The organism is Streptomyces pseudovenezuelae (assembly GCF_001513955.1).
GTDB lineage: Bacteria > Actinomycetota > Actinomycetes > Streptomycetales > Streptomycetaceae > Streptomyces > Streptomyces pseudovenezuelae.
Window position 1 is genome coordinate 152,212 of the sequence record NZ_KQ948145.1, and the last position, 18,653, is coordinate 170,864.

The following is an 18,653-nucleotide window of genomic DNA, read 5'->3' on the forward strand; positions in this document are numbered from 1 at the left end:
AGTCCGGGGCAGCCGCAGGCGTGCGGGAGCCGCTAGCGCGGGCCCATCGCAGACGTCCCGGTCAGTCGCAGCCGCGCCGGACCATCGCAGACGTCCGAGCGCAGTCGCAGGCGTGCGGGCCCATCGCGGGAGTGCGGGGCAACCGCGGGCGCGCGAGCCCATCGCGGGAGTGCAGGGCAGCCGCGGGCGCGCAGGCCCGTAACGGGAGTCCGGGGCAGCCGCAGGCGTGCGGGAGCCGCTAGCGCGGGCCCATCGCAGACGTCCCGGTCAGTCACAGGCGCACCGGACCACCACCGCAGACGTCCCGGTCAGTCGCACCGCGCGCCGGACCCTCGCAGATGTCCGAGCGCAGTCGCGAGAGTGCGGGCCCGTCACGGGCGTCCGCGTCGGTCACGGGCGCGCGGGCCCATCACAGACGTCCGAGCGCAGTCGCAGGCGTGCGGGTGCCCAACGCATGCCTCCGGGGGCAGTCGCAGGCGCGCCGCCCCATCCCGGACGCGCAGGTCAGTCGCGGGGGTGTGTCAGGTCGTACGACAGTCCGAGTGCGCCGTGGGTCAGCAGCAGCGCGCCCGCCGTGAGCCAGCCGCTGCTGCGGTGCCGTAGGCCCCAGGCGGCCAGGGGGAGGCCTGTCGCCATCTGGGCGAGGGAGAGGGCGCGGGCCTTCGGGTCGCCGGACCAGGGCAGCCAGGGCGTGAGGCGGCGGCCCACGGCCGCTTCGAGCTCGCCGCGGACCGTGTCCGGCCGGCCTTCCCACTCGACGGGGTGGGCGTCGGACCGGTCCCGGGCCACCTCGCGGAGGCGGTCGGCCGGCTCGCCGGGTGCGAGGCCTGCGGGGAGGTCCAGGCCCACGCGCGTGAGGACCGCGAGCAGGCCGCGCAGGCGGGAGCGGACATCGGAGGCGGGGTCCGGATTCGTGAGGTGGTCGAGGGACTGGACGTCCAGGACCGGGTCGAGCGCCAGCCGGGCCGCGAAGGTGCGCATGGCCTCGTCCTCACCGGCAGGCGTGCCGTTGGCGAGCCAGATGTAGCCGACGGGGCGGCGGAAGCCGGACGCGAGGGTGTATCCGCCCCGGTCCGCGTCCCACCACAGCGCGAGGACGGGCCAGGGAGCCCCGACGGCCAGGGCGGTGGCCCAACCGGTCATGACACGGTCGACCGGCTCCTCACCGTGCAGCCACGGCCTGCCCTCCGGCACGAGGACGCTCCAGCCCTGCCCCGCGCGCGTGAGCAGCATCCGTTCGCGCAGCAGCGGGGCGACCGGGGCGACGGAATCCGGGTCGGCCCGGCAGAGCAGCAGGGCGCCGGGGGCGGGACCGGGGCGACCGGTACGGGAGGTGGCTTCCGTCGACATGCTCACACGCTAGGGCGATTCGCCCCGGTTGGTCATATTTGCGAGCTCGGCATCCCCAGAAAGAGTGTCTTGACTTTCGAGGTCCACGATATATCGTGAATTGCAGGAGACGCGATATGGCGCGTTGCTACGGGGAGGTCTGCACCATGTCCGAGTGGTCCGTCACGGAGCCCAGGAAGCTCACCTTCGACGAGCCCGTACGCGAACTCCACGTACGCATCGTCAACGGAACGGTGAACGTGGTGGGCACGGACGAAGGTTCCGCGCGCCTGGAGGTGTCCGAGATAGAGGGACCGCCGCTGGTCGTCACCCAGGAGGGCGGGACCCTCACGGTGGCCTACGAGGACCTGCCCTGGAAGGGCTTCCTCAAGTGGCTCGACCGCAAGGGCTGGCGGCGCAGCGCGGTCGTCTCGCTGGCCGTACCGGCCGACACCCGCGTCGAGGTGGGGGTGGTCAGCGCCGCCGCCGTCGTGTCGGGGGTGCGCGGCCCGTCCGAGGTGAAGGGGGTCAACGGCGACACGACCCTCGTCGGCCTCTCCGGCCCCGTCCGCGCCGACACCGTCTCGGGGAATCTGGAGGCCCAGGCCGTCACCGGCGACCTGCGCTTCAACTCGGTCTCCGGAGATCTCACCGTCGTGGAGGGCTCCGGCCCCTCCGTGCGGGCCGACTCGGTCAGCGGCTCGATGATCGTCGACCTCGACCCGGAGGGCCCCACCGACGTCCGGCTGACCAGCGTCTCCGGCGAGATCGCCATCCGGCTCCCCCAGCCCGCCGACGCGGAGGTGGAGGCCAACACCGCGAGCGGGACGATCTCCAACGCCTTCGACGGCCTGCGCGTGCGCGGCCAGTGGGGCGCCCACAAGGTCACGGGCCGCCTCGGCGCCGGCACCGGCAAGCTCCGCGCGACCACCGTCTCCGGCTCCATCGCCCTGCTGCGCCGCCCACCCCGGGAGGACGAGGAGGAGACATGGGAGACGGATCCCTTCGCGAAGGACGGCGACACGGGCGCGGGGCCGGCCCATGCCACCGACCCGGTGGACGGCGGGCACGGCACCTCGGGGGACAATTCCCTCTCCGGCCAGGACGGGGCCCCCACCCCGGCGGACGACCCCACGGACGCCCGCGCGAACGACCCGACCCGCGGCCCGGCCGACGGCACGACCGACAAGAAGGTGCTCTGACATGCCCCCCGTCTTCGCCCACGGCCGCCTCCGCCTCTACCTGCTGAAGCTGCTGGACGAGGCCCCGCGTCACGGCTACGAGGTGATCCGCCTCCTGGAGGAGCGCTTCCAGGGCCTGTACGCCCCCTCGGCGGGCACCGTCTACCCCCGGCTGGCGAAGCTGGAGGCGGAGGGCCTGGTCACCCACACCACCGAGGGCGGCCGCAAGGTGTACGCCATCACAGACGCGGGCCGCGCCGAACTGGCCGACCGCAGCGGTGAACTGGCCGACCTGGAGCTGGAGATCCGCGAGTCGGTCGCCGAACTCGCCGCCGAGATCCGGGCCGATGTCCGGGGCGCCGCGGGTGATCTGCGGCGCGAGATGCGGGCGGCCGCCACCGAGGCCCGCCGGGGCTCCGGCAGCGGCCCCAAGGGCACCGGCGGCGAACCCGAGGGCCCCTTCGGCGACTTCACGGAGTACGCCGACAAGGAGGCGTGGCGTGCCGCCAAGGAGGAGATGCGCCGCGTCAAGCAGGAGTGGAAGGAGCAGGCCCGGCGCGCGAAGGACGAGAGCCGCCGCGCCCGTGAGGAGGCCCAGCGGGCCCGCCGCCAGGCCAAGGAGGCCCAGGACCGGGCTCGGGAGCAGGCGCAGGAGGAGGTGCAGCGCATCGCCAGGCGAGTGCAGGAGCAGGTGCAGGACCACTTCGCCCGCGGCGACTGGCCGACCGGGGTGCGCGAGGGACTGACCGAACTGGCCAAGGAGTTCGGCGAGTTCGGAAAGGACTACGGCAAGGAGTTCGGGAGGGACTTCGGCTTCGGCCGGGGCGGCGCGAGGTCCGAGAAGACCGAGGCGACACCGTCCGGCCCCCAGTACTCGCACCCGCCGGAGGACTTCCCCGCCGAGTACGAGCCCTCCTGGGCCCACGAGGACCCCACCGGGGACCCGGCCCGCGACCTGGACCGTCTGCTCGACCGCTTCCGCGACGACATCCGTGACGCGGCCCGCGACCACGGCATCACGGCCGACCAGTTCCACGACGCCCGCCGCCACCTGTCGACGGCGGCGACCCGCATAGGGGCGCTGCTGCGAGCCCCGAAGGCGTGAACCGACCGGACTCCGGCGGTACGACAGCTGCGCCCCCGCCCGGCTGTCGTACCGCCGAAGCCCTCGCTCCCATCAGCCGGCCTTCGCCTCTCCCCCGCCATAGAGCACCCGCACGACCGACTCGTAGGTCACCCCGTGATCGGCAAGAACCTCCCCGGACACCCCTGGCCTGACGGTCAGTGCCAGCAGGATGTGCTCATCGCCGATGTGGCGGTCCCGTCGGGCCACGGCGATCCGGAGAGCCCTCTCCAGGATCTCCTTGGCGCCCCGCCCGAAGGAGCGCCGCCCGGACCACCCCTTGACCTTCCGGTCGCCGGACATCGCGCCGACGCCGTGCGCCTCCTCCACCCGGGCGACGATCTCCGAGACGTCGATACCGAGCCCGGCCAGCGCCTCGGCGTCCGCCTGGGACAGCCCGGCCCGCCGCCGCGCCTCGCCCAACGCCTGCCGTACGGCGTCCCCGCGCTCGGCGAGCCCGAGAGCGGCCAGGGCGAAGGAGGCACGACCGGCCTCCCGGTCCAACAGGGCGAGGAACAGGTGCTCGGCGTCCACCGACCCCGCCCCTGCCCGCTCGGCGTGTTCGACCGCGCCCTGGACCACGGCCCGGGCGTCCTTCGTGAACCGCTCGAACATCAATGCCTCCCGTACTTCTTGTGCACGGCCTGCCTGCTCACTCCGAGTTCCGCGGCGATCTCCTGCCACGACCAGCCCTGATTGCGCGCACTGCGCACCTGCACCGACTCCAGCTGCTCCAGCAGCCTGCGCAGCGCGGCGACGGCGCGTAGCCCGACCCGGGGATCGCGATCACCGGCGCGCTCGGCGAGATCCGTTGCTTCGGTCATGTTGTCAACTTACGTTGACAGAACCCATCCGTCAACCACAGTTGACAAACGTCGGCGGCCGATCCGCACCGGATCGGCCGCCGAAAAGAACAAGAAGGAGGGGATCAGCCGTTCGTGAGCACGACCTTCCCGAACATCTCACCGGACGCGACCCGCTCGAAGCCCTCACGGGCGCGGTCCAGGGGCAGCACCTCGTCGATGACGGGCCGCACACCCGTGGCCGCGCAGAACGCGAGCAGGTCCTCCAGCTCGTCCTTGGTACCCATGGTCGAGCCCACGACCTTGAGCTCCAGGAAGAAGATCCGGGTCAGCTCGGCGTGCGAGGGGCGGTCACCGCTCGTGGCACCGGAGATGACCAGCGTGCCACCGGGCTTGAGCGACTTCACGGAGTGCGACCACGTGGCCGCGCCCACCGTCTCGATGACCGCGTCCACCCGCTGCGGCAGCCGCGCACCCGACTCCAGCGCCTCCACGGCCCCGAGCTCCAGAGCACGCTTCCGCTTGGCCTCGTCCCGGCTCGTGGCGAAGACCCGCAGCCCCGCGGCCTTCCCGAGCACGATCGCGGCCGTGGCGACACCACCGCCCGCCCCCTGCACCAGCACGGAGTCACCGGGCCGGACGCCGGCGTTGGTGAACAGCATCCGGTACGCGGTCAGCCAGGCCGTGGGCAGACAGGCGGCCTCCGCGAAGGAGAGTTCCTTCGGCTTGGGCAGCACGTTCCAGGTCGGTACGGCCACCTGCTCGGCGAACGTCCCCTGGTAGCGCTCGGTGAGGATGGAGCGCGGCTCCTTGGGGCCGACCCCGTGCCCGCTCTGCCCGATGACGGAGTGCAGGACGACCTCGTTGCCGTCCGCGTCGACACCGGCGGCGTCACAGCCGAGGATCATCGGAAGCTTGTCCTCTGCGAGGCCTACGCCGCGCAGGGACCAGAGGTCATGGTGATTCAGTGAAGCGGCCCTGACATCGACGACGCTCCAACCCGGGCGGGCTTCGGGGGCCGGGCGCTCCCCCGACTCCAGTCCCGAGAGCGGGTTGTCGCGGTCGATTCGGGCGGCGTAGACAGCGAACATGACCTTGACGATAGGTCCGCCGACGGTACGGGGGAACCGGGGGGCGTTGTGACACATACCCCCTTGCGAAGCGCACGGGGCTTGGGCGGGTTCGGTCGTGTTGCGGCTGCCGGCCGGTGGGGGCTGGTCGCGCAGTTCCCCGCGCCCCTGGGTGGGCCATGTGGACGCTCCTGCAGCCGGGTGCGGCGCGCAGGGGCCCGGGTGGGGGGTGTCCGCCCGCAGCGGCCGGCGTCCGTTACAGGGCACCACTCAAGGGACCGAGCCGCCGGACCGAGGACGGACACCCCCCACCCCGGCCCCGACCCACAAACCCACCCACCCCTCCAGGGGCGCGGGGAACTGCGCAAAAACGCCCGCCCCCACACACCCGCACCCAGACGACACCCGATCAGCCGCACCCCATGGCAAAAAATGGCCCCGTCCGGAACCCACCCCGGACGGGACCACCACAACAAAGGGCCACACCGCACTCAGCGGCGAGCAACCCCCTCCGCCCGAGCCGCCGCGGCAACCGCCGCCGTGACCGCAGGCGCCACCCGCTCGTCGAACGGGGACGGAATGACGTAGTCCGCCGCGAGATCGTCACCGACAACCGAGGCCAGCGCCTCGGCCGCCGCGATCTTCATGCCCTCCGTGATCCGCGAGGCCCGCACCTGCAGCGCCCCCGCGAAGATCCCCGGAAACGCCAGCACGTTGTTGATCTGGTTCGGGAAGTCCGACCGCCCGGTGGCGACCACGGCCGCGTACTTGTGCGCGACATCCGGGTGCACCTCCGGATTCGGGTTGGCCATCGCGAACACGAAGGCCCCCTTCGCCATGGAGGCGACCGCGGACTCCGCGACCGTACCGCCGGACACGCCGATGAAGACGTCCGCGCCCGCCAGCGCGTCCTCCAGCGACCCGGACAGCCCCGCCTTGTTCGTGAACCCGGCGAGCTCCCGCTTCACGGACGTGAGGTCGTCCCGGTCACCGGACACGATCCCGCGCCGGTCGGCGACGGCGACGTCCCCGATGCCCGCCTCGACGAGCATCTTGGCGATGGCCACGCCCGCCGCGCCCGCACCGGAGATCACCGCACGAAGATCTCCGATCGTGCGCCCGCTCAGCCGGGCGGCGTTGCGCAGGGCGGCTAGCGTCACGACCGCGGTTCCGTGCTGGTCGTCGTGGAACACCGGAATGTCGAGCCGCTCCTGGAGCCGCTTCTCGATCTCGAAGCACCGGGGAGCCGAGATGTCCTCAAGGTTCACGCCGCCGAAGGACGGCGCGAGACGGACCACGGTCTCGATGATCTCGTCGACGTCGGTGCAGGCCAGCGCGAGCGGCACCGCGTCCACTCCGCCGAACTGCTTGAACAGGATCGCCTTGCCCTCCATCACCGGGAGGGAGGCCTCGGGGCCGATGTCACCGAGCCCCAGCACGGCCGTACCGTCCGTCACGACGGCGACGACCGAGGACTTCCACGTGTAGTCGTGGACGAGATCCGGCTGCTCGGCGATGGCGCTGCACACCTTCGCCACGCCGGGCGTGTACGCGAGGGACAGGTCGTCCTTGTCACGGACCGGCACGGTGGCCTGCACAGCCATCTTGCCGCCGCGGTGCAGCGCGAACGCGGGGTCGAAGGAATCGAGGGGCTCCGCCCCTCCGTCCTGTCCCGTATCGCTGTCGCTGCGAGGATTGACGATCTCCGCTGCCACTTTGTCTTACCCCTTAGGTCTTCATGGTTTGAGGGTGGCCACTCCTGGTTGAGAAGTGGGCGGGCACCGCGTACAGCCCTGTTCACTGATGCGTACGGGCCGGTACGCGACGGGCGCGCCGCACACGCGCCCTGAGCCCCGGATGAGGGGTGTAAAGAACCTTCTTACCGGACGACCGGCGTCGAGGACGAGTCCAATACGTCCAAGGTCACATGCCGGAACGTAAATCGATCATCGATCATCGGAGGCCGGTGACATGAATCATGGAGGGCCATCCGGACAAACCCTCGGCAGGCCCTTGACGATCACCGGACGGGCGATCAACCGGCCGCGGCCCGCCCTGTCCTGGTCATCCGCCGCGCGTCCCGCACCGCAGATCTTCCGGCCGGAATGCCAGATTCCCGCAGATGGTCCGGTCGTGATGTACGGACATGGTGCGGTTCGGGGGTCACCCGTTATCCGATTTTGACATGACCGGCCCCCTGAATGGTCCAGTCCGAATGGCAAGATGCCGTCATCACACGAGGTCGCGACACTCGAAGGCGTGTGCTCTCGTCGACCTATGGAATGAAGGCAGCGCTGCCGGACCGATCGGCAGCCGCCCCGCCCATCGGCAACTCCACCCATCCGCCGGAGGAACCCACCATGACCGCAAGCTCCACCCGTCGTACGACCGCCGCGCGCACCAGGACAGCCGCGGTAGGTGCGATCGCGGTCGCCGGCGCCCTGATTCTCACCGGTTGCGGTGACCAGACGGACAGCGGCGGCGGCAGCAGCAAGGAATCCTCGTCGTCCAGCAGCGCACCGCTGTTCGACAAGCTGCCCGCGAAGATCCAGAAGGCCGGCGTCATCAAGGTCGGCACCAACGCCGAGTACGCCCCCATGGAGTACCAGGAGGGCGGCAAGATCGTCGGTGTCGACCCCGACATCGCCGCCGCGCTGGGCAAGCAGCTGGGCGTGGAGTTCCAGTTCACCTCGGGCTCCTTCGACGGCCTGATCAGCTCCCTGAACTCGGGCCGCTACGACGTCGCCATGTCCTCCATCACGGACACCAAGGCGCGCCAGGAGGGCCTGGACGACAAGGGCAAGAAGCTGGGCCCGGGTGTCGACTTCGTCGACTACTTCACGGCCGGCACCGCCATCTACGTCCAGAAGGGCAACCCGAAGAAGATCGGCTCGATCGAGGACCTCTGCGGCCAGAAGGTCGCCGTGCAGCACGGCACGACCTACGAGCAGGCCCTGCAGAAGCAGTCCAAGGCGTGCACGACGGCGGGCAAGAAGAAGCTCGACATCGAGGCGTTCGACAACGACACCGAGGCCCAGACCCGCGAGAAGTCGGGCGGCGCCGTGGCGGGTGTCAACGACTACCCGGTCGCCGTGGACATCGCCCGCAAGGCCGATGGCGGCAACGCCTTCGAGGTCGTGGGCGAGCAGGTCGACGCCGGTCCGTTCGGCATCGCCGTGAACAAGGAGAACAAGGAGCTCACGAGCGTCCTGGAGGCGGCCGTGAACGCCATCATCAAGGACGGCACGTACAAGAAGGTCCTGGACAAGTGGGGCGCCCAGACCGGTGCCGTCGACCAGGCCGCGGTCAACGGCGGCAAGTGACGGACCCCGTACCACTGAAGGGCAGTCACTGTGACTGACAAGATCGACAAGGAGCCGGCGGACACGCCCCCGCGGGACTCCCACGCGCCCGAGACCATCAAGGCCATCCCGGTCCGCCACTACGGCCGCTACGTCAGCGCGGTCGTCGTACTGGCCCTGGTGGCCCTGCTGGTCAACGCGTTCGCCACCGCTGAGAAGATCCAGTGGAGCGCGGTCGGCGACAAGCTGTTCGACTCCACGGTCCTCGCCGGCGCCGGCCGCACCCTGCTGATCAGCGTGCTCGCGATGATCGTCGGCGTGGTCCTCGGCGTCGTCCTGGCCGTGATGCGGCTCTCCAAGAACCCGGTGACGAGCTGGGTGGCCTGGGCCTACATCTGGTTCTTCCGCGGGACCCCGGTCTATGTCCAGCTCCTCCTCTGGTTCAACCTGGCGCTGATCTTCCCGATGCTGAATCTCGGTCCGATCTACAAGGACGAGATGACGGACGTGATGACCCCGTTCATGTGCGCCCTGCTGGGCCTCGGCCTCAACGAGGCCGCGTACATGGCGGAGATCTGCCGCGCCGGTCTGATGGCGGTCGACGAGGGCCAGACGGAGGCCTCGCACGCGCTCGGCATGAGCCACGGCAAGACCCTGCGCCGGATCGTGATCCCGCAGGCGATGCGCGTGATCGTGCCGCCGACCGGCAACGAGTTCATCAACATGCTGAAGACCTCGTCGCTGGTGTACGCGGTGACGTACAACGAGCTGCTGCGCGCCACCTCGACGATCGGCTCCACCTCGTACGCCGTGATGGAGATGCTGTTCGTGGCGTCCATCTGGTACCTGGTCATGACCAGCGTGTTCAGCGTCTTCCAGTACTACCTGGAGCGCCGTTTCGCCCGCGGTTCGTCGCGCAGCCTGCCGCCGACGCCGTGGCAGCGGGTCAAGGTCAACCTGATGGCGTTCAGCCGTGAAAGGGGCGGGGCATGACCGCCATGGTGAGGGCCGAGAGCGTCCACAAGTCCTTCGGTCTGGTCGAGGTCCTCAAGGGCATCGACCTGGAAGTGAAGCAGGGCGAGGTGTTCTGCCTCATCGGCCCCTCGGGCTCCGGCAAGTCGACCTTCCTGCGGTGCATCAACCACCTGGAGAAGATCAACGCCGGCCGGCTCTACGTCGACGGCGAGCTGGTCGGCTACCGCCAGAAGGGCGACAAGCTGTACGAGCTCAAGGACAGCGAGGTCGCGCTCCAGCGCCGGGACATCGGCATGGTGTTCCAGCGGTTCAACCTGTTCCCGCACATGACGGCCGTCGAGAACGTCATGGAGGCGCCGGTCCAGGTCAAGGGCACCAGCCGGGCCCAGGCCCGGGAGCGCGCCCGGGAGCTGCTGGAGAAGGTCGGCCTGGCCGACAAGGCGGGCAGCTACCCCGCCCAGCTCTCCGGCGGCCAGCAGCAGCGCGTGGCCATCGCCCGGGCGCTGGCGATGGACCCGAAGCTGATGCTCTTCGACGAGCCGACCTCGGCCCTGGACCCGGAGCTGGTCGGTGACGTCCTCGACGTCATGCGCGACCTCGCCGAGTCCGGCATGACGATGGTCGTCGTCACCCACGAGATGGGCTTCGCCCGCGAGGTCGGCGACAGCCTGGTCTTCATGGACGGCGGCGTGGTCGTCGAGTCCGGCGACCCCCGCGAGGTCCTGACGAACCCTCAGCACGAGCGCACCCAGGCGTTCCTGTCGAAGGTCCTCTAGCGGTACGACGACGAAGGGGCGGTACGGGATTCCCGTACCGCCCCTTTCGCTTGGGCTACTTGAGCGCGAGGAGCAGCGTGTCCGAGGGCGAGCACCACACCGGCCGGGCCTCCCCGAAGCCCTTCTCGCGCAGCACGCGGGCGTGCCACGCGGCGGACGGAGTGTCCCCGTCGGCGTGCTCGCCGTAGATCTCGAAGCGGCGCGCCGTCGGTCCGGCGAGGACGGGGTCCTCGGCGGCGACCTGCCACCACGCGGCCCAGTCGAGGGCGCCGTCCCGCCGGGCCCGGTCCATGTGCGCGTGGCGTTGCGCACGTTCGGCCGCGTTGATCCGGGGGGTGGTCTCGTCGATCATGTGGTCGGCGTTCATGAAGACACCGCCGTCGCGGACGAGGGCCCCGACCTGGCCGTAGAGGGCCGCGAGGGGTTCGCTGTGCAGCCAGTGCAGGGCCGTGGCGGTCAGGACGGCGTCGTAGGAGTCGTACGGCAGTTTCGACGGCCAGTCCGGGTCCTTGAGGTCGGCCGTCACGAGGGTGACCCGCTCGTCGTCCGCGAAGGTGCCCTCGGCGATGGCGAGGAGCGCCGGGTCGAGGTCCACGCCGGTGCTGGTGGCCTCGGGGAACCGGGCGAGCAGCCTGGCCGTGATACTTCCTGTGCCGCACGCGAGGTCGAGCACGCGCGGCCGGGGCCCGACAAGGGCCTCGACCATGTCCAGCATGACCCGGAACCGCTCCTCGCGGTCCGGCATGTACCACTCCTGCTGCCGGTCCCAGCTCTCCTGCCAGGCCTGCCAGTCGGTTCCGACACCGGTCGTCATGAAGCCCCCTGTCCAGTCGCTGCCGTAATACCCTGGAAGCACGATCAGCTGTTACCCGACCGCACCACGACGATAGAACGCCTCCGTAAGGACTACAAGTGGAACTGGCCTATTACTCGGACTACGCCGTACGTCTGGTCAACAGCGAGGACCCGGCCCGGGGCAAGGACACGCTGACCTCGGTGGAGGCCGTCCGCGACCTGTTCGGCGGCAACGGCACCGGCGCCCGCCGCGCCACCGACGCCGACGTCACCCGGTTCCGCTCGGTCCGGGCCCGGCTGCGGTCGGTCTTCGAGGCGGCGGACCACGGCGACGAGACGCTGGCGGTGGACCTGCTGAACTCGCTCCTGCTGGAGTTCCCGGTGAGCCCGCAGATCTCCGGGCACGACTTCCGCGACGACGACGGCCGCCCGCTGTGGCACATGCACCTGGCGGACCACCCCTCCAACGCCACCGCCGGCTACGCGGCGATCGCGGCGATGGGCCTGGCCTTCCACCTCACCGAGTACGGCGTGGACCGGCTGGGCCTGTGCGAGGCCGCGCCCTGCCGCAACGCCTACCTCGACACCTCGACGAACCGCTCCCGGCGCTACTGCTCCGACCGCTGCGCCACCCGCGCCAACGTGGCCGCCTACCGCGCCCGCAAACGCCTGGAGGCCGACCGGTCCGGGAAGACCGGCCGCACGGCGGACAGCGCCCAGCGCACGGCGGCCAGCGGCGAGCGCTGAGCGGGCCCGAACGGCCGGTACCTGAGCCGGGCCTTGCCCAGCACGAGCTCCTGCGGCACGACGCCGTAGTCCGTGCTGTCGCCGCCCGCGAACGCGTTGTCCCCGAGCACCCACCAGCCGCCCTCGCGCCGCTCCACGGCCCGCTTGACGACGAGAAGGTCCTGCTGGAAGGGATGCCGCAGGATCACGATGTCGCCGGGGACGACCCTGGCCCCCCAGTGCACGACCAGTTGGTCCCCGTGGCGGAGCGTTGGCACCATCGACGGCCCGGTCACCTCGGCCACCCCCACGAAGGGCAGCAACGACCTCGCCCGCTCGGTCTCCTGCGACAGCTCCGGCATCCCCGGCACCTCCCCGGTACGTTCATCCACCAGTCTCAGTCTGACCCCGGACTTTTGTCCTAAGCCCATGGGGGCACCCGCGATTTCGGCTCCCCCAGGGAGTAATGTCGCACCTGAGAAGACGATCACGAGGAAGGAATGCTCCATGCTTTCCCGCCTGTTTGCCCCCAAGGTCAAGGTCAGCGCACACTGCGACCTGCCCTGCGGTGTGTACGACCCGGCCCAGGCCCGCATCGAGGCGGAGTCGGTGAAGGCCGTGCAGGAGAAGATGGCCGCCAACGACGACCCGCACTTCCAGGCGCGTGCCACGGTCATCAAGGAGCAGCGCGCCGAGCTCGCGAAGCACCACGTTTCCGTGCTCTGGAGCGACTACTTCAAGCCCCCGCACTTCGAGAAGTACCCGGAGCTGCACCAGCTGGTCAACGACGCCCTCAAGGCCCTCTCGGCCGCCAAGGCGTCGACCGACCCGGCCACCGGTCAGAAGGCTCTGGACTACATCGCCCAGATCGACAAGATCTTCTGGGAGACCAAGAAGGCCTGACGTCGTCGGTCTCCGCCGACCCGCGATCGGTGCACCATCGCAGGTCGACGGGAACCCTGAAGGGGCCCGGTCGTCACGACCGGGCCCCTTCGGCTGTCCGGTCCTCAGACGACCGGGCGGATCTGCGGCGACCGGAGCCGGTGGGTGAGCCGGCCCAGCAGAGCGGCGTTGACCAGTCCGGCCAGGACCGTGCCCACGGCGAAGAGCAGCGGGCTCAGCCACTCGGGCCCCGCGTCCGTCCCGGGCACCGCCAGCAGGACCAGGAAGCTCAGCGGTGCCGTCGCCATGATCGGCCAGATCCCGGCGAACCCGGGGTCCGGCAGCGCGTGCACGGCGACCAGGAAGAACCCGAGCGCCGCGGCGACCACGGCGAGGTACACGCGGGCGGGCCAGTTGTCGACGGCGGGCGCCAGCAGGGCCCTGAGCCGGTGGGCGACGCCTTCCCGCGCACCGGCGCGCGCAGCCCCCGGTATCAACCGCCCGAACCTCGCACCGGGCCGCCGTGCTGCCGCTGAGCCGGTGTCCCCCGCGGCCCTCGCGGCGGGCCGCCCGGTGCTGGTCCCGTCCCCCGCCGCGCCCGTGGCGAGCGCCCCCAGCACGGCCGCGTTCACCAGGGCGCAGGCCAGGAACCACAGCGTCCACAGGCCGATCGCGAGCGCCTCGGCCGCCGGGGAGCCCTGGGTGCCGGGACCGAACGGCAGGACCATACCCAGGAAGGAGAGGGGGGCCGTGAGCAGCATGGGTGCCATGGCAAGGACGCCGTCCGGGAAGAGGAACGAGGCAGGCACGGACGCGGCGACGACCGCGAGGTAGCCCTGGGCGTGCCGGTTGCCGGTGGCGAGGGTGAGCAGTCGGCGTGGGCGGGAGGCTTTCGACATCGCGGCTTCCTTCGGGACGGTCCGGTGGGCTGTCCCCACGATGTCCCGCCCGCCGCGTTCCGGCATGAGTACCGCTACTCAGACCGGCCTGGGGAACAGCCCCTGTCCTGGCACCACTTGACCCCGATGCCGGACCGGCCGACGTGAGCGCGGCGGCTCGCGTCCGGCGGCGACGCGCTCACGTCGGCAGAAAAGCACCGCATCTCAGGGCCGGCCTGATCCAAACGACAGGCCCTAAGCCTCGCCCGCCTCCAGCAGTCCCGCCGCCGCGCCCACGATCCGCGGATCCGGTGTGCCGACGACCTCGTCGTCCTTGTCGGAGTAGTCGAAGCGGGCCAGCACACTGCGCATGGCCTCGACCCGGGCCCGCTTCTTGTCGTTGCTCTTGACCACCGTCCAGGGCGCGAACTGGGTGTCCGTCTCGCGGAACATGGCGACCTTGGCGGCGGTGTAGTCGTCCCAGCGGTCCAGGGAGGCGAGGTCCATGGGGCTGAGCTTCCACTGCCGTACGGGGTCGATCTGACGGATGGTGAAACGGGTGCGCTGCTCGCCCTGGGAGACCGAGAACCAGAACTTCAGCAGGTCCACCCCGTCGTCGACGAGCATCCGCTCGAACAGCGGGGCCTGCCGCATGAAGCGCCGGTACTCGTCGTCCGTGCAGAAGTCCATGACCCGCTCCACACCGGCCCGGTTGTACCAGGACCGGTCGAACAGCACGATCTCGCCCGCGGTCGGCAGATGTTCGACGTACCGCTGGAAGTACCACTGTCCGCGCTCGCGCTCGTTCGGCTTCTCCAGCGCCACCACCCTGGCGCCACGGGGGTTCAGGTGCTCCGTGAAGCGCTTGATGGTGCCGCCCTTGCCGGCCGCGTCCCGTCCCTCGAAGACGATGACGAGCCGGCGCCCGGTCTCCTTGATCCAGCTCTGGAGCTTCAGCAGTTCGATCTGCTGGAGCCGTTTGTGCCAGTCGTACTCCTTGCGCTCCATGCGGTGCGCGTAGGGGTAGTTCTCCCGCCAGGTGTCGATCGGGCTGCCGTCCGGGCGGATGAGCACGGGGTCGTCGGGGTCGGTGTAGTCGACCTTCAGGTCGGTCAGCAGAGGTGTCACCCTCGCTCCCCTCTCATCTCGGTGGGTCAGTGGAACTGCGGCACGATCAGGTAGATGCCGTACGCCACCACCGCCGCGCAGGCGAGAAAGCACAGGCCGGCCTGGGCGATGCCGAGCGTGGACGTCCCAGCGCCGTCGTCCTCCTGTGCCCCCTCGAAGCGGGCGAGACCGAGTACCCCGAGGGCGAAAACGACGACCACGGCGATCGTGACGCCGACGCTCACCGCGGTGACCTGGCCGAGTGCGGTCCAGTCGATGCTCATGACAGGAACTCCTAAGGGGGCTCAGGCGGCCGCGCCGACGCGGGCCGGCGGCTCGGCGCGGAGGGCGACCTCGTGGTGGTCGTTGACGTTGTGCGCGCTCACCGGGTTGCGGCGGGAGAGCAGCACGATGCCGGCGGCGACGGCGGCACCGGCGAGCGCGACGACGACCGTGCCGAAGTTGCCGCCGTGCTTCACGGCGCTCGCCGAGACACCGCCGACCAGCGCGGCCGCCGGCAGGGTGATCAGCCAGGCCGCGACCATGCGCCCGGCGATGCCCCAGCGGACCTCCGCCAGCTTCCGGCCGAGGCCCGCGCCGAGGATGCTGCCCGAGGCGACCTGGGTCGTCGACAGGGCGAAGCCGAGGTGGGCGGAGGTCAGGATGACCGTGGTGGACGCGGTCTCGGCGGCGAAGCCCTGCGGGGACTGGATCTCGGTGAGGCCCTTGCCCATGGTGCGGATGATCCGCCAGCCGCCGAGGTAGGTGCCGAGGCCGATCGCGAGACCGGCGGAGGCGATGACCCAGACCGGCGGACCGGCGTCATGGCCGAGCGCGCCCGCCGAGATCAGGGTCAGCGTGATGACGCCCATGGTCTTCTGCGCGTCGTTGGTGCCGTGCGCGAGCGAGACGAGGGACGCGGAGGCGATCTGGCCGAGCCGGAAGCCCTTGGTCACCGAGTCCTTGCGGGCGCGGGCGGTGAGCTTGTAGGCGAGGTAGGTGGCGATCAGCGCCGCCACGCCCGCGACCACCGGGGAGGCCACCGCGGGGATCAGGACCTTCTCGACCACCTTGTCGAAGTGCACGCCGTGCGAGCCGGCACCGACCCACACCGCGCCGATCAGGCCGCCGAACAGGGCGTGCGACGAGCTCGACGGGAGGCCGACCAGCCAGGTCAGCAGGTTCCACAGAATCGCTCCGACCAGGCCCGCGAAGATCATCCCGGGCGAGACCAGGGTGTCGTCCACGATGCCGCCGGAGATCGTCTTGGCGACCTCGGTGGACAGGAAGGCGCCGACGATGTTCAGGGCACCGCTCACCAGGACCGCCGTCCTGGGTTTCAGTGCGCCGGTCGCGATGGACGTCGCCATCGCGTTCGCGGTGTCGTGGAATCCGTTGGTGAAGTCGAAGGCCAGGGCCGTGACGATGACGACCGCCACGAGGAACGTGATGTGGTCCATGCCTCCCATGGGAGCAAGCGCTTCCGTACGGCAGGAGAACGTGAGGCAAAGCCCGTTCCAGATCCCCGCACCCACCTGGTGAGCATCGTGCGATGCTGGCGTGATGGTGAGCGTCGAGGACCTGGTGCGGCTGCGGCAGGCGCGGGACCGGATGGACCGCGAGTACACCGAGCCCCTCGACGTGCCCGCGCTCGCCCGGACCGCGCTGATGTCCCCGGGCCACTTCCAGCGCAGTTTCCGCGCCGAGTTCGGGGAGACGCCGTACGGCTATCTCATGACCCGGCGCATCGAGCGCGCGAAGGCACTGCTGCGGCGCGGGGATCTGTCCGTCACCGAGGTCTGCATGGCCGTGGGGTGCACCTCCCTCGGCTCCTTCAGCTCACGGTTCACCGAACTGGTGGGTGAGACTCCGAGCGCCTACCGCGCCCGCCCCCATGAGGAGATCGCCGGGATCCCGCCCTGCGTGGTCCGCAGGCACACCAGGCCCCGACGGGCCTAACGTGAAGCCATGGACATCAAACTCAAGAACTGCTTCATCGCCGTGGACGACCACGACAAGGCGATCGCGTTCTACCGGGACGTCCTGGGCATGGAGGTGCGCGGCGACGTCGGGTACGAGGGCATGCGCTGGGTGACGGTCGGCTCGCCGCTCCAGCCGGACCTGGACATCGTGCTGGAGCCGCCCGCCGCCGACCCGGACGCGTCCCCCGCGGACAAGGAGGCGATGGCCCGGCTGCTGGCCAAGGGGCTGCTGCGCGGGGTCAACTTCACCACCACCGACTGCGACGCGTTGTTCGCCCGGGTGCGGGAGTCGGGGGCCGAGGTGATCCAGGAACCGACGGACATGCCGTACGGGGTGCGGGACTGCGCTTTCCGGGATCCGGCGGGGAACATGCTGCGCTTCATGGAGACGCCGAAGTAGCGGCGCCTACGATCACCGCATGACTACCCGCTGGACGTACGCCTTCGCCGACCGGCCCGTTCCCCGATTCGCCCAGGCCTGTGACTTCTGGACCAGTGTCACGGGCACGCACCTGTCGGGGTTCCGGGGCGAGCGGAAGGAGTTCGTGACCCTGTTGCCCTCCGACGGCGCCGACGCCTGCGTCAAACTGCAGGCGGTCGCCTCCGGGCCCGGCGGTGCCCATCTGGACTTCTGCGTGGACGACGTACGGAAGTTCGCGAAGGCGGCCCAGGCGCTCGGCGCGCACGTGGTCGCCGATCAGGGCACGTTGGTCGTGCTCCGCTCCCCCGCCGGGCAGTTGTTCTGCGCCGATCCCTGGCGCGGGCAGTCGACCCGGCCACCGGTGATCCGCGGCAGCCGTCTCGACCAGGTCTGCCTGGACATCCCGCCCTCCCTCTACGACGTCGAAGTCGCCTTCTGGGCGGCCCTGTTGCCCGACTGGGAGTCGCTGTCCGGCTCGCTGCCCGAGTTCCATGTGCTCAAGCCGCCGGCCGGCCTGCCGGTCCGCATCCTCCTCCAGCGCCTCGACGAGGAACGCCCCGCCTCCGCCCATCTGGACGTGGCCTGCGCGGACATCGAGGCGACCCGGGCCGAACACGAGCGCCTGGGCGCCGAGTTCGTCGCCGACGGCAGGAACTGGACGGTGCTGCGGGACCCGGCGGGCGGCCTGTACTGCCTGACCGGGCGGGACCCGCAGACGGGCGGACTGCCTAACCCGAGGAACTGAACGCACAGGCCACGGCCGGCTGCCCCGCGCCGAGGTCGGCGGTGGGGCTGGGGCACTGGGAGCGCCACCCCTCCGGGGGCGTGCGGGTCGGACTGCTCTCCTGCCAGGTGTACGGCCCCGCCGGCTCCGCCGAGTCCTGGAGCCAGAGCGTGAGCCCGCCCGCGGCGACCGCGAGAGCCGCCCAGACCGCCACGGCCCATGTCCACACCCGACGGCGACCGCTCACCCCCACGGCTCCACGTCGACGACCGCGGCCACCGGGATCGGCCCGTAGACGTGCGGGAACTCCTCGGCGCCGGGCTCGGGCGCCTCGTACTTCAGCGGTACGTCCAGGCGGGCGGGGTCGATGACGAGGAGCACCAGTTCGTCCGGGCCGTCGTAGGAGCCGTAGAGGAAGGCCGCGACGGGCGGCAGCTGCTCGCGCGTCGAGCAGTGGATGAACCCTTCCTCCTGAAGGGTGCGGCCGCGCGTCGAGATCTCGTACGTGCCGCGGGCGCGGGCCTCCTCCCAGAGGGAGCGTTCGGTCAGGTGCACGATGAGGTTCGTTGTGGGCATGCC

At 70.7% G+C, this 18,653-nt stretch carries 23 protein-coding genes; 10 read left to right on the top strand and 13 right to left on the bottom strand.

Going from position 1 to position 18,653, the window contains the following annotated elements; all coding sequences use genetic code 11:
* Window positions 1-504 precede the first annotated feature (504 nt).
* Window positions 505-1,350 carry a hypothetical protein gene (locus AQI94_RS08030; protein ID WP_062229654.1) on the bottom strand — a complete coding sequence of 282 codons (846 nt, stop codon included), beginning with the start codon at window positions 1,348-1,350 and terminating at the stop codon, window positions 505-507.
* A 146-nt stretch (window positions 1,351-1,496) separates the two neighbouring features.
* Between AQI94_RS08030 and AQI94_RS08035 the strand changes: the two genes are divergently transcribed.
* On the top strand, window positions 1,497-2,531 hold the full coding sequence (locus AQI94_RS08035; RefSeq protein WP_031052339.1) for a DUF4097 family beta strand repeat-containing protein: 1,035 nt from the start codon (window positions 1,497-1,499) through the stop codon (window positions 2,529-2,531).
* A 1-nt stretch (window position 2,532) separates the two neighbouring features.
* Window positions 2,533-3,615 carry a PadR family transcriptional regulator gene (locus AQI94_RS08040; RefSeq protein ID WP_031052342.1) on the top strand — a complete coding sequence of 361 codons (1,083 nt, stop codon included), beginning with the start codon at window positions 2,533-2,535 and terminating at the stop codon, window positions 3,613-3,615.
* Between the two features lie 72 nt (window positions 3,616-3,687).
* On the opposite strand, the gene AQI94_RS08045 is transcribed toward AQI94_RS08040, so the two are convergent.
* The 4 genes from AQI94_RS08045 to AQI94_RS08060 form a co-directional block, all read right to left on the bottom strand.
* A complete protein-coding gene (locus AQI94_RS08045; RefSeq protein ID WP_031052343.1) occupies window positions 3,688-4,248 on the bottom strand; it encodes a Clp protease N-terminal domain-containing protein in 561 nt (186 codons plus the stop codon).
* Window positions 4,248-4,457: a helix-turn-helix domain-containing protein gene (locus tag AQI94_RS08050; RefSeq protein WP_007384656.1), complete on the bottom strand. Its 210-nt coding sequence runs from the start codon at window positions 4,455-4,457 to the stop codon at window positions 4,248-4,250. The genes AQI94_RS08045 and AQI94_RS08050 overlap by 1 nt, the downstream gene beginning before the upstream one ends.
* Before the next feature lie 104 nt (window positions 4,458-4,561).
* Window positions 4,562-5,527, bottom strand: coding sequence for a zinc-binding dehydrogenase (locus AQI94_RS08055; protein ID WP_031052346.1), 966 nt, complete (start codon window positions 5,525-5,527; stop codon window positions 4,562-4,564).
* 470 nt (window positions 5,528-5,997) lie between these two features.
* Window positions 5,998-7,221, bottom strand: a complete 1,224-nt coding sequence (locus AQI94_RS08060) for an NAD(P)-dependent malic enzyme (RefSeq protein WP_031050841.1) — start codon at window positions 7,219-7,221, stop codon at window positions 5,998-6,000.
* 645 nt (window positions 7,222-7,866) lie between these two features.
* Between AQI94_RS08060 and AQI94_RS08065 the strand changes: the two genes are divergently transcribed.
* The 3 genes from AQI94_RS08065 to AQI94_RS08075 are packed head-to-tail and all read left to right on the top strand — an operon-like array spanning window position 7,867 to window position 10,559.
* Window positions 7,867-8,829 carry an ABC transporter substrate-binding protein gene (locus AQI94_RS08065; RefSeq protein ID WP_062229715.1) on the top strand — a complete coding sequence of 321 codons (963 nt, stop codon included), beginning with the start codon at window positions 7,867-7,869 and terminating at the stop codon, window positions 8,827-8,829.
* A gap of 30 nt (window positions 8,830-8,859) precedes the next feature.
* Window positions 8,860-9,801 (top strand): amino acid ABC transporter permease, encoded by a 942-nt coding sequence (locus AQI94_RS08070; RefSeq protein WP_031050846.1) that lies wholly within the window; start codon window positions 8,860-8,862, stop codon window positions 9,799-9,801.
* Window positions 9,798-10,559 carry an amino acid ABC transporter ATP-binding protein gene (locus tag AQI94_RS08075; RefSeq protein ID WP_031050849.1) on the top strand — a complete coding sequence of 254 codons (762 nt, stop codon included), beginning with the start codon at window positions 9,798-9,800 and terminating at the stop codon, window positions 10,557-10,559. Before AQI94_RS08070 ends, AQI94_RS08075 begins: the two co-directional genes overlap by 4 nt.
* Before the next feature lie 55 nt (window positions 10,560-10,614).
* Here the strand turns inward: AQI94_RS08075 and AQI94_RS08080 are convergent, their stop codons facing one another.
* A complete protein-coding gene (locus AQI94_RS08080) occupies window positions 10,615-11,373 on the bottom strand; it encodes a class I SAM-dependent methyltransferase (protein ID WP_031050852.1) in 759 nt (252 codons plus the stop codon).
* 98 nt (window positions 11,374-11,471) lie between these two features.
* Between AQI94_RS08080 and AQI94_RS08085 the strand changes: the two genes are divergently transcribed.
* Window positions 11,472-12,101 carry a CGNR zinc finger domain-containing protein gene (locus tag AQI94_RS08085; protein ID WP_031050855.1) on the top strand — a complete coding sequence of 210 codons (630 nt, stop codon included), beginning with the start codon at window positions 11,472-11,474 and terminating at the stop codon, window positions 12,099-12,101.
* Here the strand turns inward: AQI94_RS08085 and sodX are convergent.
* Window positions 12,005-12,442 carry a nickel-type superoxide dismutase maturation protease gene (gene sodX, locus AQI94_RS08090; RefSeq protein ID WP_031050856.1) on the bottom strand — a complete coding sequence of 146 codons (438 nt, stop codon included), beginning with the start codon at window positions 12,440-12,442 and terminating at the stop codon, window positions 12,005-12,007. The two genes, AQI94_RS08085 and sodX, sit on opposite strands and share 97 nt — an antisense overlap.
* Before the next feature lie 145 nt (window positions 12,443-12,587).
* Here sodX and sodN point away from each other — a divergent pair, with 145 nt between their 5' ends.
* Window positions 12,588-12,983: a superoxide dismutase, Ni gene (gene sodN / locus AQI94_RS08095; RefSeq protein WP_020123534.1), complete on the top strand. Its 396-nt coding sequence runs from the start codon at window positions 12,588-12,590 to the stop codon at window positions 12,981-12,983.
* 104 nt (window positions 12,984-13,087) lie between these two features.
* Here sodN and AQI94_RS08100 read toward each other — a convergent pair whose 3' ends face one another.
* The 4 genes from AQI94_RS08100 to AQI94_RS08115 form a co-directional block, all read right to left on the bottom strand.
* Window positions 13,088-13,861, bottom strand: coding sequence for an SCO4225 family membrane protein (locus tag AQI94_RS08100; protein ID WP_062229655.1), 774 nt, complete (start codon window positions 13,859-13,861; stop codon window positions 13,088-13,090).
* Between the two features lie 234 nt (window positions 13,862-14,095).
* Window positions 14,096-14,968 carry a polyphosphate kinase 2 gene (gene ppk2 / locus AQI94_RS08105; RefSeq protein WP_031042471.1) on the bottom strand — a complete coding sequence of 291 codons (873 nt, stop codon included), beginning with the start codon at window positions 14,966-14,968 and terminating at the stop codon, window positions 14,096-14,098.
* A 26-nt stretch (window positions 14,969-14,994) separates the two neighbouring features.
* Window positions 14,995-15,231: a hypothetical protein gene (locus AQI94_RS08110; RefSeq protein WP_031042469.1), complete on the bottom strand. Its 237-nt coding sequence runs from the start codon at window positions 15,229-15,231 to the stop codon at window positions 14,995-14,997.
* Between the two features lie 21 nt (window positions 15,232-15,252).
* Window positions 15,253-16,407, bottom strand: a complete 1,155-nt coding sequence (locus AQI94_RS08115) for an inorganic phosphate transporter (RefSeq protein WP_031042467.1) — start codon at window positions 16,405-16,407, stop codon at window positions 15,253-15,255.
* A gap of 103 nt (window positions 16,408-16,510) precedes the next feature.
* Between AQI94_RS08115 and AQI94_RS08120 the strand changes: the two genes are divergently transcribed.
* Genes AQI94_RS08120 through AQI94_RS08130 form a run of 3 tightly spaced genes read left to right on the top strand, consistent with a single transcriptional unit; the run spans window position 16,511 to window position 18,095 of the window.
* Window positions 16,511-16,906, top strand: coding sequence for a helix-turn-helix transcriptional regulator (locus AQI94_RS08120; RefSeq protein WP_031042463.1), 396 nt, complete (start codon window positions 16,511-16,513; stop codon window positions 16,904-16,906).
* Window positions 16,907-16,915: 9 nt separating this feature from the next.
* Window positions 16,916-17,329, top strand: coding sequence for a VOC family protein (locus AQI94_RS08125; RefSeq protein ID WP_031042460.1), 414 nt, complete (start codon window positions 16,916-16,918; stop codon window positions 17,327-17,329).
* A 19-nt stretch (window positions 17,330-17,348) separates the two neighbouring features.
* Window positions 17,349-18,095, top strand: a complete 747-nt coding sequence (locus AQI94_RS08130; RefSeq protein ID WP_031042458.1) for a VOC family protein — start codon at window positions 17,349-17,351, stop codon at window positions 18,093-18,095.
* On the opposite strand, the gene AQI94_RS08135 is transcribed toward AQI94_RS08130, so the two are convergent.
* Entirely contained in the window at window positions 18,079-18,321 is a 243-nt protein-coding gene (locus tag AQI94_RS08135; RefSeq protein ID WP_225890164.1) for a hypothetical protein, read from the bottom strand. The genes AQI94_RS08130 and AQI94_RS08135 overlap by 17 nt on opposite strands.
* Entirely contained in the window at window positions 18,318-18,650 is a 333-nt protein-coding gene (locus AQI94_RS08140) for a DUF952 domain-containing protein (RefSeq protein WP_031042453.1), read from the bottom strand. The genes AQI94_RS08135 and AQI94_RS08140 overlap by 4 nt, the downstream gene beginning before the upstream one ends.
* Window positions 18,651-18,653 lie beyond the last annotated feature (3 nt).